The sequence below is a fragment of the Nocardia ninae NBRC 108245 genome (genome assembly GCF_007990755.1).
GTDB classification, from domain to species: domain Bacteria; phylum Actinomycetota; class Actinomycetes; order Mycobacteriales; family Mycobacteriaceae; genus Nocardia; species Nocardia ninae.
The window spans coordinates 1-16,027 of sequence record NZ_BJXA01000056.1; the positions used below are offsets into that span (position 1 = coordinate 1).

General features: G+C 67.3%; 17 protein-coding genes. 15 read left to right on the forward strand and 2 right to left on the reverse strand.

Going from position 1 to position 16,027, the window contains the following annotated elements:
* The 10 genes from NN4_RS30740 to ileS all read left to right on the forward strand — a co-directional run.
* A partial coding sequence (locus tag NN4_RS30740) for a glutamate ligase domain-containing protein (RefSeq protein WP_281289434.1) occupies positions 1-401 on the forward strand: 401 nt, incomplete at its 5' end.
* 4 nt (positions 402-405) lie between these two features.
* Positions 406-1,152: a cell division protein FtsQ/DivIB gene (locus NN4_RS30745; RefSeq protein WP_234390804.1), complete on the forward strand. Its 747-nt coding sequence runs from the start codon at positions 406-408 to the stop codon at positions 1,150-1,152.
* 422 nt (positions 1,153-1,574) lie between these two features.
* The gene (ftsZ, locus tag NN4_RS30750) at positions 1,575-2,807 is read left to right on the forward strand and encodes a cell division protein FtsZ (protein ID WP_135235882.1); all 1,233 of its coding nucleotides are present in this window, start codon (positions 1,575-1,577) and stop codon (positions 2,805-2,807) included.
* Between the two features lie 206 nt (positions 2,808-3,013).
* On the forward strand, positions 3,014-3,739 hold the full coding sequence (pgeF, locus tag NN4_RS30755) for a peptidoglycan editing factor PgeF (protein WP_147138819.1): 726 nt from the start codon (positions 3,014-3,016) through the stop codon (positions 3,737-3,739).
* Complete coding sequence (locus NN4_RS30760) at positions 3,739-4,512, forward strand: YggS family pyridoxal phosphate-dependent enzyme (protein WP_147138820.1); 774 nt, start codon at positions 3,739-3,741, stop codon at positions 4,510-4,512. The genes pgeF and NN4_RS30760 overlap by 1 nt, the downstream gene beginning before the upstream one ends.
* Before the next feature lie 264 nt (positions 4,513-4,776).
* On the forward strand, positions 4,777-5,568 hold the full coding sequence (locus NN4_RS30765; protein WP_107655165.1) for a cell division protein SepF: 792 nt from the start codon (positions 4,777-4,779) through the stop codon (positions 5,566-5,568).
* Positions 5,569-5,657: 89 nt separating this feature from the next.
* Entirely contained in the window at positions 5,658-5,960 is a 303-nt protein-coding gene (locus NN4_RS30770; protein WP_107655166.1) for a YggT family protein, read from the forward strand.
* Between the two features lie 68 nt (positions 5,961-6,028).
* Positions 6,029-6,886: a DivIVA-like cell division protein Wag31 gene (wag31, locus tag NN4_RS30775; RefSeq protein ID WP_107655167.1), complete on the forward strand. Its 858-nt coding sequence runs from the start codon at positions 6,029-6,031 to the stop codon at positions 6,884-6,886.
* 66 nt (positions 6,887-6,952) lie between these two features.
* Positions 6,953-7,153 carry a hypothetical protein gene (locus NN4_RS30780; protein ID WP_107655168.1) on the forward strand — a complete coding sequence of 67 codons (201 nt, stop codon included), beginning with the start codon at positions 6,953-6,955 and terminating at the stop codon, positions 7,151-7,153.
* 275 nt (positions 7,154-7,428) lie between these two features.
* Positions 7,429-10,563 (forward strand): isoleucine--tRNA ligase, encoded by a 3,135-nt coding sequence (gene ileS, locus NN4_RS30785; protein WP_147138822.1) that lies wholly within the window; start codon positions 7,429-7,431, stop codon positions 10,561-10,563.
* A gap of 95 nt (positions 10,564-10,658) precedes the next feature.
* Here ileS and NN4_RS30790 read toward each other — a convergent pair whose 3' ends face one another.
* Positions 10,659-11,075, reverse strand: a complete 417-nt coding sequence (locus NN4_RS30790; RefSeq protein WP_147138825.1) for an ester cyclase — start codon at positions 11,073-11,075, stop codon at positions 10,659-10,661.
* A 42-nt stretch (positions 11,076-11,117) separates the two neighbouring features.
* On the opposite strand from NN4_RS30790, the gene NN4_RS30795 reads away from it, so the two are divergent.
* Both NN4_RS30795 and NN4_RS30800 read left to right on the forward strand, forming a co-directional pair.
* On the forward strand, positions 11,118-11,768 hold the full coding sequence (locus NN4_RS30795; protein ID WP_147138827.1) for a TetR/AcrR family transcriptional regulator: 651 nt from the start codon (positions 11,118-11,120) through the stop codon (positions 11,766-11,768).
* Positions 11,769-12,061: 293 nt separating this feature from the next.
* Positions 12,062-12,565: an NlpC/P60 family protein gene (locus tag NN4_RS30800; RefSeq protein WP_135235889.1), complete on the forward strand. Its 504-nt coding sequence runs from the start codon at positions 12,062-12,064 to the stop codon at positions 12,563-12,565.
* A gap of 73 nt (positions 12,566-12,638) precedes the next feature.
* Here NN4_RS30800 and NN4_RS30805 read toward each other — a convergent pair whose 3' ends face one another.
* Positions 12,639-13,523 (reverse strand): UTP--glucose-1-phosphate uridylyltransferase, encoded by an 885-nt coding sequence (locus NN4_RS30805; RefSeq protein WP_147138829.1) that lies wholly within the window; start codon positions 13,521-13,523, stop codon positions 12,639-12,641.
* Positions 13,524-13,767: 244 nt separating this feature from the next.
* On the opposite strand from NN4_RS30805, the gene NN4_RS45260 reads away from it, so the two are divergent.
* The 3 genes from NN4_RS45260 to NN4_RS30815 all read left to right on the forward strand — a co-directional run bounded on the left by NN4_RS45260 (position 13,768) and on the right by NN4_RS30815 (position 16,016).
* A complete protein-coding gene (locus tag NN4_RS45260) occupies positions 13,768-13,917 on the forward strand; it encodes a hypothetical protein (RefSeq protein ID WP_186818715.1) in 150 nt (49 codons plus the stop codon).
* Positions 13,918-13,985: 68 nt separating this feature from the next.
* The gene (locus tag NN4_RS30810; RefSeq protein ID WP_246181175.1) at positions 13,986-15,323 is read left to right on the forward strand and encodes a DNA polymerase IV; all 1,338 of its coding nucleotides are present in this window, start codon (positions 13,986-13,988) and stop codon (positions 15,321-15,323) included.
* A 159-nt stretch (positions 15,324-15,482) separates the two neighbouring features.
* Positions 15,483-16,016: a WKL family lipoprotein gene (locus tag NN4_RS30815; RefSeq protein WP_107655174.1), complete on the forward strand. Its 534-nt coding sequence runs from the start codon at positions 15,483-15,485 to the stop codon at positions 16,014-16,016.
* Positions 16,017-16,027 lie beyond the last annotated feature (11 nt).

The window sequence follows — 16,027 nt, forward strand, 5'->3', positions numbered from 1 at the left end:
CCGTGCTCGGCGCTGCGGCGGAGTTGGTGCAGCAGGAGGCCAGGGACGGGGCGCGGTCGCGGCAAGGCCGGGTGATCGTGGTGTTCCAGCCGCATCTGTACAGCCGCACCGCGACTTTCGCGAAGGACTTCGGCGCCGCGCTGAGCCTGGCCGACGAGGTGGTCGTGCTCGACGTGTACGGCGCGCGGGAGAAGCCGCTGCCCGGCGTGAACGGCGCGCTGGTGGCTCAATCGGTCACCAAACCCGTGCATTACCAACCGGATATGTCGCGGGTCGGCCGTCAGGTCGCCCGGCTCGCGCTGCCCGGCGACGTGGTGATCACCATGGGTGCCGGCGATGTGACCATGCTCGGCAGCCAGATCCTCGACGGTTTACGGGCGCGCCCCCAGTACGGGCGGTGAGGCCGTGACTCGCAGGGAGCGTGGCGACGGTTCGGTGCGCAGGGCGGGTCTCGGTTCGGTGCGCTCGGCCGGCGCGTGGCTCGGCCCGGACGGCTGGCGCCGGGTCCGGCTGTGGGGATTGCTGGGCGTGTGCGTCCTTGCAATAGTCGGCGGCGTCGCGCTGTTCACGCCGGTGCTTTCAGTGCGTACCGTCGAGATCGACGGCGCGGTCGCGGTGCCCGAACAGCAGGTGCGCCAACTGCTCGAAATCCCTTCGGGGCGCTCGATGCTGCGCATCGACACCGACGCCATCGCCCGGCGGGTGGCGAGCATTCCGAAGGTGCGCTCGGCTCGGGTGCAGCGGGTTTTTCCGTCGACGGTGCAGGTGACGGTGGTCGAGCGGGTTCCGGTGCTGTACTTCGAGAGTCCGCAGGGCGCACATCTGCTCGACGTCGAGAGCGTGGAATTCGCGATCGAGGACACGCCGATCGGGGTACCCAAATTGGTCACCGATCACCCGGCCAGTGACGCCCCCGCGACCAGGGCCGCAGTCGCGGTGCTCGCCGCGCTACCACCTGCACTTGGCATCCAGGTGGACGAGGTTGTGGCGCGGTCCATTTCGGATGTTTCGCTGAATCTGAAGGATGGGCGCACGGTACTCTGGGGCGGGATGAACGATGCCGAACGCAAGTCGGCGGTCGTGCTTCCGCTGCTGACCCGCCCTGGAACGGTGTTCGATGTTTCGAGTCCTAATCTGGTCACGGTAAAGTGAGCGATACCCATTGCGCCCGCATCGAATTGCAGAATTCGATGGGCGGCGTTCGCCGACTCTCCGGAGTCGCGCGGACCGTCGCCTCCGGGCCTGACGCTCACGCCGCCGGCCCTCGCGCCGCGCGGCGAGCGTCGGGGGGCAACCGTTCACCATACGTCGTGCGGGGCTGCGAGACGAGAGGGATCACACAAGATTCTGTCTCTCGTTTCGGCGCGCCTGCGCGTGTATTGCGGCGGCGGCGAATAGCGTTCCGCAGCAGTCGGATACTTGACATAACGCTAACCCTATGGTTGAGGTTTAGGGTTTGCCCGGGCGGCGGTTCGCTGAGTGAAGCCGCTCAGGCGAACTTCGGCCCGGCAGAACGGGCGAAGTGTCTCGAATCCGAAAACGACAGGCTTTAGATCGAAGGAAGGCGAGAGCCCATGACGCCCCCGCACAACTACCTTGCCGTGATCAAGGTCGTCGGTATCGGCGGCGGCGGTGTGAATGCCGTCAACCGGATGATCGAACAGGGCCTCAAAGGTGTCGAGTTCATCGCGGTCAACACCGACGCGCAGGCCCTGCTGATGAGCGATGCCGACGTCAAGCTCGACGTCGGCCGCGAACTCACCCGTGGTCTCGGCGCAGGCGCTGATCCGGAGGTCGGCCGCCGAGCCGCCGAGGACCACAAGGACGAGATCGAAGAGGTGCTCAAGGGCGCCGACATGGTCTTCGTGACCGCGGGCGAGGGTGGTGGCACCGGCACCGGTGGCGCCCCGGTCGTCGCGCAGATCGCGCGCAAGCTCGGCGCGTTGACCATCGGCGTCGTCACCCGGCCGTTCTCCTTCGAGGGCAAGCGGCGTGGTGGCCAGGCCGAAACCGGCATCACCCAGCTGCGCGAGTCCTGCGACACGCTCATCGTGATCCCCAACGACCGGCTGCTCCAGCTCGGCGACGCGGCGGTCAGCCTGATGGACGCGTTCCGCTCGGCGGACGAGGTGCTGCTCAACGGTGTCCAGGGCATCACCGACCTGATCACCACCCCGGGTCTGATCAACGTCGACTTCGCCGACGTCAAGAGCGTGATGTCCGGCGCGGGCAGCGCACTGATGGGCATCGGCTCCGCGCGCGGCGAGGGCCGCTCGGTGAAGGCGGCCGAGTCGGCGATCAACTCACCACTGCTCGAAGCGTCCATGGACGGCGCGCACGGCGTGCTGCTGTCCATCGCGGGCGGCTCCGACCTCGGCCTATTCGAGATCAACGAGGCCGCCTCGTTGGTTCAGGAGGCCGCGCACATCGAGGCCAACATCATCTTCGGCACGGTGATCGACGACTCGCTCGGCGACGAAGTACGAGTCACCGTGATCGCAGCGGGTTTTGACGGTGGAGGACCCGCCCGGCGTACCTTCGACACCGCCAGCCGGGGCACCATCGGATCGGCCCGCGCAGGCGAGGTCGGCCAGAGCCGTACCGCCGAGGTCGCGGCACGCAGCACCGACGTCGCATCCGCCACCGCGAGCTCGACCAGCTCGACCCGCGGCGCGGTACCGAGCTACCGCGACACCGAGCGCGCCCGTTTAGCGGAGCCGACCGTGGCGAGCAACGCGCGCACCCACATCGAACCGCCCGACGACGATGACGACGATGTCGACGTGCCGTCGTTCATGCGGCGCTGACACCGGGCAGCTTGCACTGTTGAAGGCCCTGACCCCGACGGGTTCAGGGCCTTCGTCGTACCCGACGCGGTCCGTCGTGGTCACGGGGAGCGAAAGTTGTTGATCTCACAGCGCGTTCCGCTACGTCATAGAACCGGCGGGCCAGGTACGCGGAACGAGAGCTCTGTGCGATCGGCGGGGCGGGACGGTTGACTACGCTCGGGGGCATGACTTCTGCTCCTACGCTGACAGTTCGACGGGTGACGACGACCAGGGCGGGTGGGTTCTCGGCCCCGCCGTACGAGTCGTTCAATCTCGGAGATCATGTGGGCGACGATCCGGCCGCGGTGCGCCGGAATCGGGATCGGCTGGCCGAGGGGATCGGGTTGACGCCCGACCGGCTGGTGTGGATGGAACAGATCCATGGACGCAATGTCGAGATCATCGACGGGCCGCGCGACGAGCCCGTGCCCGCCACCGATGCGATCGTGACCAGGGTGCCGGGGCTGGCGCTGGTGGTGTTGACCGCCGACTGTGTGCCGGTGCTGTTGTCCGACGACGAGGCGGGGGTCATCGCCGCCGTGCATGCCGGACGGATCGGGGCGCGGATCGGGATCGTGCCGCGGGTGCTCGAGGCGATGGTGTCGGTCGGCGCTCGGCTGGATCGGATCGGCGCGTTCCTCGGACCCGCCGCGTCCGGGCGGCAGTACGAGGTGCCCGCCGCGATGCGCGCCGATGTCGAGAAGCATCTGCCGGGCAGCGCCGCCACCACGGTGCGCAAGACTCCGTCGCTGGACCTGCGGGCCGGTATCAGCAGGCAGCTGCTCGAGGCAGGGGTCAACGGGGTTGCGATCGACCCGCGCTGCACGATCGAGGATCACACCCTGTTCAGTCATCGCCGCGGCGCGCCGACCGGTCGGCTCGGCAGTGTCATCTGGTCGGAGGTCCGGTAGTGAATGAGGTTGCGGCGCAAGTCGACGCGCGCACCGCGGAACTGGCCACCAATCTCTCGGCGCTGCTGCAACGGGTGGACGCGGCGTGTCTCGCGGCGGGGCGCGCGCCGGACTCGGTGCGTCTACTCCCCGTGACGAAGTTTTTCCCGGCCGAGGACGTGGCGATCCTGTATCGCTTGGGCCGCCGCGAGTTCGGCGAATCGCGCGAGCAGGAGGCCACCGCAAAGGTGGCAGCACTGCCATCTTTGGTCCGTCAGGATGCGGAAAGTGACGAAGGACTCCCGGATGTCCAGTGGCACATGATCGGACGCCTGCAGCGCAACAAGGCACGCGTCGTCGCGCGCTGGGCACACACCGTGCATTCGGTCGACAGCGAACGCCTGGCAACGGCGCTTGACACCGGTGCGCGCACCGCGTTGGACGTGGGGCAGCGCAGCGAGCCGGTCCGCGTCCTGCTGCAGGTGAGCCTGGATGAAGACCCTTCGCGCGGCGGTGTCGCACCCGACGATCTGGCACGGCTAGCGGAACATATTGCCGCGTCTACGGGATTACGACTGTCCGGTCTGATGGCTATTCCGCCATTGGGGGTTGAGTCTGATGCCGCATTTGCACGACTTGCGACTTTGCACACCCTGCTGCTCGCCGAGCATCCCGGTGCGACAGAACTTTCCGCAGGAATGTCCGGCGATCTGGAATCTGCCATCCAACACGGCGCCACGTGTGTGCGTGTCGGTACCGCCTTGATGGGCGCTCGACCGATAACCTCGGCGTAGCAAAGAAACCTCATCAGTCACATTCGACACATATGCTTGAGACAGGCGAGGGCTGAGCAAGACTTCAACACCCGGCCGCCACCGGGGCCGAAGGAAGGTCGACCAACATGAGCGAGCGGAGCGAGCGAGTTCTCGACGCAGCCACGATCGTGGTCATGACTGCGCCGAGCGTCAGCGAGGTGCGGTGATGAGCGAGCGCAGCGAGCCAATGGGCGCAGCCACCCGCGTGGTCATCATCGCGCCGAGCGCCAGCGAGGTGCGGTGATGAGCACGCTGCACAAGTTCAAGGCGTATTTCGGCATGGTTCCGCTCGAGGACTACGAGGACGACTACGTCGACGATCGCGCCCCCCGGGGTAGCGACGAGCGTGGGGTTCGTCGGCCTCGGCCCCGTGACTACTCCGACCGCTATGTCGAAGATCGTTACGGCGCAGACCATTACGGCGCCGACGGCTTCGACCGCGAGGACGCCGACTACCCGGAACCCGCCTACAAGTCGCCCTACAAGGGCGGTTACCCGGTTTCCCGGCGGGACGAGTACGCCGACGAGCCCTACGGCGAGGACCGCTACGAGCCGGCCCGCAGGCCCACCCGCATCGACGCCGCGCCCTCGTCCGGCCGGTTCCGTGCGGGCGGCACCGCGCCGCCGCCGCTGCGGGGCACCACCCGTGGTGCGCTCGCGGTCGATCCCGACGCCGAGGAGCGACGGCTGGAGGAGCGCGTGCGCCCCGAGCCGGCACCCGCGCGCAGGCCGGGGATCTTCGAGGACGGAGGCCCCTTGTCCAAGATCACGACACTGCGCCCGCGCGACTACAGCGAGGCCAGGATCATCGGCGAGCGGTTCCGCGAGGGCAACCCGGTCATCATGGACCTGGTCGAGCTGAGCAACGCCGACGCCAAGCGCCTGGTCGACTTCGCCGCCGGGCTCGCGTTCGCGCTGCGTGGCTCGTTCGACAAGGTGGCCACCAAGGTGTTCCTCCTCTCACCGGCCGATGTCGACGTATCAGCCGAAGAACGCCGACGCATCGCCGAAACCGGCTTCTACAACCAGAAATAAGGTCGTGATCTGGGGGGTGTTGCAGACCGGTCGCAGGTGGGGCGGCGCGGTCATTTTGCGCAAAGCGGATTTTGCGGCAGAGTGAACTCGTGGCCTTGTTCGCGGTGCTGTACTTCGTACTGTTCATCTTCTGGCTGTTGCTGATCAGCCGGGTGATCGTCGAGTTCATCCGAAGCTTCGCGCGCGACTGGCGCCCGACCGGTGTCGTCGTCGTCATCCTCGAGGTGATCTTCACGATCACCGATCCGCCGGTGAAACTCCTGAGGCGCTTGATACCACCGGTGTCTCTGGGAGGAATTCGCCTGGATCTGTCGATTATGGTCCTGCTTTTCATCGTCTTCATCTTGATGTCGATCGTGGGCAGCCTTGGGCAGTCGGCAACCCCGGTGTGACAGAATGGGCCATGAAGTAGCTTGCTAGATCTGCTAGATCTCCAAAAGACGCGTGAAGGGATCCTTCCATGCCGCTGACTCCAGCCGATGTGCACAACGTCGCGTTCAGCAAACCGCCGATCGGGAAGCGCGGCTACAACGAGGATGAAGTCGACGCCTTCCTGGATCTCGTCGAGCAGGAACTCTCGCGTCTGATCGAGGAGAACGCCGACCTGCGTCAGCGGGTCGCCGAACTCGACGCAGAACTTGCTGATGCCAAGAAGAATCGCGGCCCGGTCGGCCCGAACAACGTGAAAGCGCCTGTCCAGCAGGCCCCGCCGCCGCAGCCGGAGCCGATCAAGCCCCCGGTCCAGCAGGCCCCGCCCGCGCCGATGCCTGCCCCGGCCCCGCCGAAGGAAGCCCCGAGCGCGGACGCCAACCTGCAGGCCGCCAAGGTGCTCAGCCTCGCCCAGGAGATGGCGGATCGGCTCACCAGCGACGCGAAGGTCGAAGCGGAAAACCTGCTGTCGAACGCGCGGGCAAACTCCGAGCGTCTCGTCGGCGATGCCAGGACCCGCTCCGAGGCGATGATCGCCGACGCGCGCCAGAAGGCCGACGCGATGCTGTCGGACGCGCAGTCCCGGTCGGACAACCAGCTGCGTCAGGCGAAGGAAAAAGCCGACGCCCTGCAGGCCGATGCCGAGCGCAAGCACACCGAGATCATGGCGACCATCACCCAGCAGCGCAGCGTGCTGGAGAGCCGGATCGAACAGCTCAAGACCTTCGAGCGCGAGTACCGGGTGCGGCTGAAGTCCTACCTGGAATCGCAGCTCGAGGAGCTGGAGAACCGCGGCTCTGCGGTCCCGGTCGACGGTGGCGAGGCCTTCGCGGACGCCAACACGGCCAACAACCTGCAGCCCGCGTCGTTCGCCAAGGGTGGCAAGTAATCCGCTCGCCTCGAGCGCACCACAGTTCGTACAATTGAAGAAACTGTCGAGCCGCCTGGGGTCACCATGCTCGTCTTGACGCTCGTTCTTGCCGCCGTCGGCTTCGCCCTGCTGGTCGCCGCGCTCACCACCGGATCGGTGATCTGGGCGTGGGGTTGCATTCTGGTCTGCGTGCTCGGCGCCGTGCTGTTACTGGTCAGTGCCCTGTCTATGCGTCGGCCGGACGAGGACGCCGCGCCACCGCCGGGGCGTCACGCCAAGCGCTAGGTAGGCGGCACCGTAATCAGGTTTGACCGCACTGGCTAGAATCAAACATGAACATGGTGTTGATCCGGCCATCACCGGGGAGCCTTCGGAAGAACAGCACCCGCGGCCTGCGCGGCGGCGGTGCCCAGTAGAACCGAACGGGTGAGCCCGTCACAGCTCACAACGAGAGGTTCGGCCGCTCTGGCCGGACAAGCGGGGTGGTACCGCGGTATCGACGCACCGGCGTCGGCATCGTCCCCGTGCCAACGTAAACGGCACGAGGAGACGCACCCGCGATGGCGGACCAAACTTCCAGCAACAGCGGATACCCGCGCGTGGACCTCGGTGTCGGCACGGGCTCGGCGTTCCCCGCGATGGAGCGCCGCGTGCTAGACGCCTGGGCCGCCGCCGACACCTTCCGCGCGAGCATCGAAAACCGTTCCGGGGCAGCGGAGTTCGTCTTCTACGACGGACCGCCGTTTGCCAACGGTCTGCCACATTACGGGCATTTGCTCACCGGATACGTCAAAGACCTGGTACCGCGTTTCCAGACGATGCGCGGCAAGCGGGTCGACCGGCGATTCGGCTGGGACTGTCACGGATTGCCCGCGGAAATCGAAGCGGAGAAACAGCTCGGTATCACGGACAAATCACAGATCGACGAGATGGGCCTCGCCGAATTCAACGCGGCCTGTAAATCTTCCGTGCTCCGCTACACCGGTGAATGGCGCGATTATGTGACACGTCAGGCGCGCTGGGTCGACTTCGACAACGACTACAAGACACTCGATCTCGACTTCATGGAGTCGGTGATGTGGGCGTTCAAGTCGTTGCACGAGAAGGGCTTGATCTATCAAGGCTTCCGGGTGCTGCCCTACAGCTGGTATGAGCAGACGCCGCTGTCGAATCAGGAGACCCGCCTCGACGACGCGTACAAGATGCGCCAGGACCCGGCGGTCACCGTCGACATGGTGCTGCGCGTGCCCGCCGAGCATCCGCTGCACGCCTTGGACGGCGCCAACGCGCTGATCTGGACCACCACCCCGTGGACGCTGCCGTCGAACCTCGCGATCGCCGTGCACCCCGACGTCCGCTACGTGCACCTGCGCGCCGCCGACGGCAAGCGCTATCTGCTGGCGGCCGAACGCGTGTCGCACTACGCCCGCGAATTCGGTGACGAACCGGAGACGCTCGGCGAGTACGACGGCGCCGCGCTCACCGACCTGCCCTACGAGCCCCCGTTCGACTTCTTCGCCGGCCACCCGCGCGCGCACCGCGTGCTGAACGCCGACTACGTGACCACCGACTCCGGCACCGGAATCGTGCACCTCGCACCGGCATTCGGTGAGGAGGACATGGACGTCGCCACGGCCAACGGCATCGAGATCGTGCAGCCGCTGGACCCGGGCGGCAAGTTCACGTCGATGGTGCCGCCGTACGAGGGCCTGATGGTGTTCGACGCCAACCCGGTCATCATCAAGGACCTCAAGGCCGCCGGAAAGCTGTTGCGGCACGAGACCATCGAGCACTCCTACCCGCACAGCTGGCGCTCCGGCCAGCCGCTGATCTACATGGCGGTGCCGTCCTGGTTCGTCGCGGTGACCAAGTTCCGTAACCGGATGGTCGAGCTGAACCAGCGGATCAGCTGGGTGCCCGAGCACATCCGCGACGGCCAGTTCGGCAAGTGGCTGGAGGGCGCGCGGGACTGGAACATCAGCCGGAACCGCTACTGGGGCAGCCCGATCCCGGTGTGGGTCTCCGACAACCCGGACTATCCGCGGATGGACGTGTACGGCTCGCTCGACGAGCTGGAACGCGACTTCGGCGTGCGCCCGGCCGACCTGCACCGCCCGATGATCGACGAACTGACCCGGCCGAATCCGGACGACCCGACGGGGCAGTCGACCATGCGCCGGGTGCCCGAGGTGCTCGACTGCTGGTTCGAGTCGGGCTCGATGCCGTTCGCCCAGGTGCACTACCCGTTCGAGAACAAGGAGTGGTTCGACAGCCACTTCCCCGGTGACTTCATCGTCGAGTACAACGGGCAGACCCGCGGCTGGTTCTACACGCTGCACGTGCTCTCGACCGCGCTCTTCGACAGCCACGCCTTCAAAACCGTTGCCGCACACGGCATCGTGCTCGGCGACGACGGCCTGAAGATGAGCAAGTCCAAGGGCAACTACCCGAACGTCAACGAGGTGTTCGATCGGGACGGCTCGGACGCGATGCGCTGGTTCCTGATGAGCTCGCCGATCCTGCGCGGCGGCAACCTCATCGTCACCGAGCGCGGCATCCGCGAGGGCGTCAGCCATGCGCTGCGGCCGCTGTGGAACGCGTGGACGTTCCTGAACCTGTATGCCTCGAAACCGGGTACCTGGCGCACGGATTCGCCGAACGTGCTGGACCGCTACATCTTGGCCAAGCTCGCGCAAACCCGCGACGCGATGACCGAGGCGCTGGAGACCTACGACATCGCCGGGGCCTGCGAGCAGCTGCGCGGATTCGCCGACGCGCTCACCAATTGGTATGTGCGCCGGTCACGTTCGCGCTTCTGGAGCGAGGAGCCGGATGCGGTGGACACGCTGCACACGGTGCTCGAGGTGGTCACCCGGCTGGCCGCGCCGCTGCTGCCGCTGATCACCGAGGTGATCTGGCGCGGGCTCACCGGTGGCGAGTCGGTGCACCTGACCGACTGGCCGAAAGACGGTGAGCTGCCCGCCGATCCGGAGCTGGTCGCCGCGATGGACGAGGCCAGGGTGGTCTGCTCGACGGTGCTGAGCCTGCGCAAGGCACAGAACCTGCGGGTGCGGCTGCCGTTGGCCGAGGTGACCATCGCCGCGGCCGACGCCGAGCGGCTCGCGCCCTACGCCGACATCATCGCCGACGAGGTGAACGTCAAGAAGGTCGACCTGACCACCGACGTCGCCGTGCACGGCCGGTTCGAACTGGTCGTCAACGCCCGTGCCGCAGGCCCGCGCCTCGGCAAGGACGTGCAGACGGTGATCAAGGCGGTCAAGGCCGGCGAATGGTCCGAGGATGCCGATGGTGTCGTCACCGCCGCCGGAATCGCCCTACTCCCCGAGGAATACACGCAGCGCCTGGTGGCCGCCGAACCCGAGTCCACCGCCGCCCTGCCCGGCAATGCTGGCCTGGTGGTGCTGAACTCGGTGGTCACCGAGGAACTGGAGGCCGAGGGCTGGGCCCGCGACCTCATCCGCGATCTGCAGGAGACCCGAAAGTCCTTGGGGCTCGACGTCTCCGACCGCATCTCGGTGCTGCTCGAGGTACCGGCCGACCGGGCCGGGTGGGCCGAAACGCACCGTGCGCTGATCGCGGGCGAGATCCTCGCCACCACCCTCACCTTCGGCGAGGCGGGGGCCGACGCCGCCGATCTGGTCGGGGGCGTGCGGGCACAGGTCACCAAGGCCTGACACGTCGAACAGCAAAGGCGGGGCCAGCTGGTCCCGCCCTTGTTTGTTCCGCTGCTGCACCGCGATCCCGCGTTCGGCGGCTTTGTAGGCGCCCATCAGACCGGCGCCGTCAACTGCTGCACGATCGCGGCGGTGTCCAGCCAGACGTTCTCCCGGCTGATCTTGTCGTCGCGGATCTCGCAGACGTGCAGTATCCGGAAATCGATGGGGCGGTTGCCGCCGGGGATGCCGAGGAACGTGCCGGTCGCCCGGCCGTACCAATGGGATTCGTCGACGAAGAAGTCCTCGCCGTAGTACCGGTGGACGGTCTCCATCTTGTCTTCGCTGATCGCGTCGAACAGGTCGCGGTAGCGCTGGGCGATCGCGGCCGGGTCGCGCAGGGTGCCCTGCGGATCGCCGACGGCGTCGTGCTCGACGTCCGCGGCCAGGGTATCCATGATCGCCTCGACATCGTTGGCGGCCTCCGCCGCGCAGTGCCGTTCGAACAGCTCGTCCATCTCTTCACGTGTCATCGCCACGCCCTCCTGAAAGTGAGAATCTGCTATCGTGGTGAGATGACTTTCTCACGGCGAGATGAGATTCTCAATAGTGGCCGAGCGAAGAATCAGAAGATGCGCACCAGGGAAGCTCTGCTCGCGGCCGCGCTCGAACTCGCTCGCAACGGTCACTCGCCCTCGATCGCCGAGGTCGCCGAGGCCGCGAAAGTCTCCACCGCCACCGCTTACCGGTACTTCCCGAACCCGCAGTCGCTGTGGTCGGACATGGCGACCCGGCAGGCCGGGACCACCGGCGGGTTTCCGGACTTCCTCGACGAGCTGCCCGACGATCCGGAGCAGCGCATCGACCGGGTGGTGCGCGAGGTCTGCGCCTTCCAGTTCGCGGACGAGGTGGTGTGGCGTGGCGTACTGCGGGCAACCCTCGATCGCTGGTTCGGTCAGGTCGATGTCGCTGAGGCGGAACGGGTTCCGGTGCGCGGCGTGACCCGGCTGGAGATGGCGCGGGTCGCCTTGGCGCCGTTGCGGGACACGTTGTCGGCCGAGCGGATGGAGCGGTTGGTGAACGCGGTGACGCTGGTCTTCGGGATCGAAGCGCTGGTATCCACCCGCGACACCTGTGGGCTCGATGTCGCCGCGGCCACCGAGACGATGAGCTGGGCGGCCCGCTCTTTGGTACGCGCCGCCCTTGCCGAAGCGGGCTCGGATTGACTCGCGGCCTGCCGGTGCCGGAATAATGTGTGATGTAGATCACATGCCAGAAATTTGCTGAACCGGGGTTGCACGTTCAAGCGGCACGGCAGAATCGAAGATGGTGCTGCTGTTGCGGAGATCGACTTCTGGGGCAGTAGTGAGTTCGTGAGTTGTCCTACCTGAATGCGCTGTGCCAGGTGTTTGTGCGCCGGACACGGCGGCTGCGGCCCCTGTGGCGCTGCTCGACCCAGGCGTCAGCCGGGACCGCCGGATGGTGGCCCGCGCGCCGGGCCGCCGGAAGGGACGAGCACGTGAACAGAAAACCCTTGCGTCGCATCGCTTTCGGATTCCTCCTAGCGACAGCCGCGACACTGATCCTGGCGGGTCCGGGCTGGTCGGACACCGGTAGCGCTACCGGCAGCGCCCAATCCCTTTCCGCCTCCGGTTCGGCCGCGATCCCGCTGCCCAGCTCGAACGGGGTGGGTGCGCTGGCGGCGGCCGTCTCGCAGACCGGAAAGCCCTACGAGTGGGGCGGCACCGGCCCGTTCACCTGGGACTGCTCCGGCCTGGTCCAGTGGGCATTCCGCCAGGTCGGCGTCCGCATTCCGCGCACGACCTGGGAACAGGCCAGAGCGGGCGCACCCGTCCCGTACTACGCGCTCTCGCCCGGCGACGTGGTGGTGCTGAACACCGACGGCTCGCACGTCGGCATCTACGCCGGCTTCGGCCAGATCTTCAACGCCTACGACTGGGGCGTCCCCGTCGGCCTCAGCCCGCTCAAGCAGTTCGACATCTACGCCATTCGCCGCTTCTAGCCGCACATCCGCTGATGTCCCGCACCGAAAATCGCGTGCGATTCGGTCCGCGGGACATCAGGATGTGTGCGGCTCAGTCCTTCTCGTCGACCAGGCTGCGCAGCAGTGGGGCGTACTGCGGGTTGGCCAGCGCCGAGGCGAACTGGGCGACCAGGTAGTCGGCCGGATTGCCGGTGTCGTACCAGCGGCCCCGGATCACCTGGCCGTAGACGGGGTTCTCGGCGGCGTGCACGTTGATCGCGTCGGTCAGGTAGACCTCGCCGGAGCGGTGCTCGTACCAGGCCTTGGTCTGCGCGCGCAGTTCGTCGATGATGCCGGGGGTGACGACATAGCCGCCGATCGCGGCGAAGTCCGACGGCGCGTCCTCCGGCTTGGGCTTCTCCCGCAGGCCGGTGATGCGCAACAGGCCGTGTCCCTGGTCGTCGGCGACGACCGGGACGCCGTAGCGCTGCGACTCGGCCGGGTCCATCGGCATCAGCGCGAGCACCGGGGCGCCGGTGGCCTCGTAGGCGTCGATCAGCTGCTGGGCACGCGGCACCTCGGCGACGAACACGTCGTCGGGCCACAGCACCAGCATCGGCTCGTCGCCCAGATTGCGGGCCGCGTTCAGGACCGGGGTGCCGTTACCGTAGGGGCCGTGCTGGTCGAGGTAGGTGATGTGGCCGAGCCTGGACAGTTCACCGACCTCTTCGACCGCATCGGCGTAGGCGGTCTTGCCGTCCGCGCGTAGCTGGGCCACCAGCGCGGGATTGGGGCGGAAGTGGTCCTGGATCAACGATTTTCCGCTGCTGACCACGATGGTGATGTCGGTGATGCCCGACGCGACCAGCTCGCGGACCGTATGTTCGATGACCGGCTTGTCACCGACCGGCAGCATCTCCTTCGGGATGGCCTTGGTCAGCGGGAGGAGCCGGGAACCGATACCGGCGGCCGGGATCACGGCCTTGCGGATCTTCATAGGTCCGATCATCACACATGAAGCTGTGCGGCAAGGGCGGTCCCCGCGCTTCGTCAACTGTTTACCGAAACCGTGTAGTGCGCTCGGGCTTGTGATATCTGCCCAGGTCGCGGGCTGGTTGTCCGTTCAATGTCGAAATCGCATCACTTCGGATCGCGACAGGAAACCGACAGCTAGTCCGCAGTCACCACACAGCGTCGGCGCCTGCCCGATGCTGTCGGTGGGCGGGCGTAGATTTCCGAAGGTGAGTACGGACAAGGCGATCGTCGCCGAGCGGGTGCCTGCGAAGGCGCCGGCGGATGCGGCCCGGCTGGGGGAGTTCGGGCAGCGCACCGCCGACGTGCTGCCGGTGCGCTTACCGGAGTCCAGGAAACCTTCGGCGAAACCACGGTGAGTGAACAGCATCCACTGACGCGCGCCGACGCACAGAGCACTGCCCGGCGCTGGGTGCTGCACATCGATATGGATGCGTTCTTCGCGTCCGTAGAACAGTTGACGCGTCCCACGTTGCGTGGGCGCCCGGTTCTCGTCGGCGGCATCGGCGGGCGCGGTGTCGTCGCGGGCGCCAGTTATGAAGCGCGCGTGTACGGCGCGCGTTCGGCGATGCCGATGCATCAGGCGCGCAGACTGGTCGGCGTCACCGCGGTGGTGGTGCCGCCGCGGGGTGCGGTGTACGGCGTGCTGAGCGGGCAGGTGTTCGACACCCTGCGCAGCCGGATCCCGGTGCTGGAGACGCTGTCGTTCGACGAGGCGTTCGGCGAACCCGCCGAACTGGCCGGCGCCACGGTCGCCGAGGTGCACGAGTTCTGTGCGGACCTGCGCGCCGCGGTGCGCGAACGCACCGGCCTGACCGCGTCCGTCGGCGCGGGCACCGGTAAGCAACTCGCGAAGATCGCCTCCGGCCTGGCCAAACCCGATGGGATCCGGGTGGTTTCGGCGGTCGAACAAGCAGAGATGCTGTCCGCGCTGCCGGTCCGGAAGCTGTGGGGGATCGGCCCGGTGGCCGAGCACAAACTGCGCTCGCTCGGCATCGAGACGGTCGGCGCGTTCGCCGCGTTACCGGAATCGGAGGCGATATCGATCTTGGGAGGTGCGGTCGGCGCCGCGCTGCATCGCCTCGCACGCGGTATCGATGATCGCCCGGTCGCCGAGCGGGCCGAGGCCAAGCAGATCAGCGCCGAGACCACCTTCGAGACCGACATCGTCACCCTCGCGCAGCTGCGCCCGGCGATCGAGGCGATGGCCGCGTCGGCGCATCGTCGCCTGATCGCCGACGGGCGCGCCGCCCGCACCGTGGTGCTCAAGTTGAAGAAGTCGGATATGAGCATCGTGACGCGCTCGTTCACGCTGCCGTACGCGACCGAGGATCTCACCACGCTGTCCACCGCCGCGCAGCGTTCCGCGATCGACCCGACCGAGCTCGGCCCGATCCGGCTGGTCGGGGTCGGCTACGGCGGATTGTCCACGGTGCGGCAGGAGTCACTGTTTCCCGAACTGGATCAGGCGCCGGTCGCCGAGGACGGCGTCTGGGAACAGGCGGCCGCGCCGGCCGAAGTGGCAGCGGACGCGGAGGAGGCACCGGCGACCGCGCCGCTCGCGACCGCGCTGTCGGTTCCGCTCTGGCATCCCGGCATGGACGTCGAGCACCCCGAGTACGGCCACGGCTGGGTCCAAGGCGGTGGATACGGCGTCGTCACCGTGCGATTCGAGACCCGCTCGACCGGTCCGGGCCCGGCCCGCACCTTCGCCGCCGACGACCCGGGCCTGAGCAGAGCCGATCCGCTGCACAGTCTGCGGTGACGGGGTCGGCGCAGCGCTCGACATCGCCGAGCCCACCGCGTACGTTCGCTGCCGACGACATCAGTCAGTCCCGTGTGGGTCCACGCGGTGGTCCTCTGTGCCGGTAGCCTGGGAGCTCGTGCAGCGCCGCCGGTCGGGTGGAGGCTGCCATTGGTGGACATGACACGGACCTACTCGAACGCAAAGGACGAGCAGTTGAAGCTTCGTAAGACTGGACGCATCGCGATCGCCGGCCTGGCCATCGTTGCCGCGCTGGGTATGACCGCGTGCGGCGACGACAAGGACAGCAAGCCGGCCGCCAAGACGTCGACCAGCGCCAAGGCGTCGGCGTCGGCCGCTGCGAACCTGCCGCCGGTCCCGACAGTCGCGGAGCTGAACGCCGCACTGGCCCGCGCGCTGGACCCGGCGGTTCCGGCGTCGGAGAAGCTGGACGGTGTCCAGGGCGCCGAGGCCGACCCGACCCTGCCGGATCGCCTCTCGCAGGCGGCCAAGGGCGCCGACGTGAAGATCGAGGTCACCGATGTGACCGAGTTCGGCGACAGCGTCAACGCCAAGGCCAAGTTCGTGGTCAACGGCCAGGAGAACCTCGTCGACGTGCCCTTCGTCGCCGACAACGGCAAGTGGAAGATCCAGAAGTCCTGGGCCTGCGCCATGCTGACCAACCTGGGCCAGACCTCCACGGCCTGCAGCTAGTTCGTGTCGTC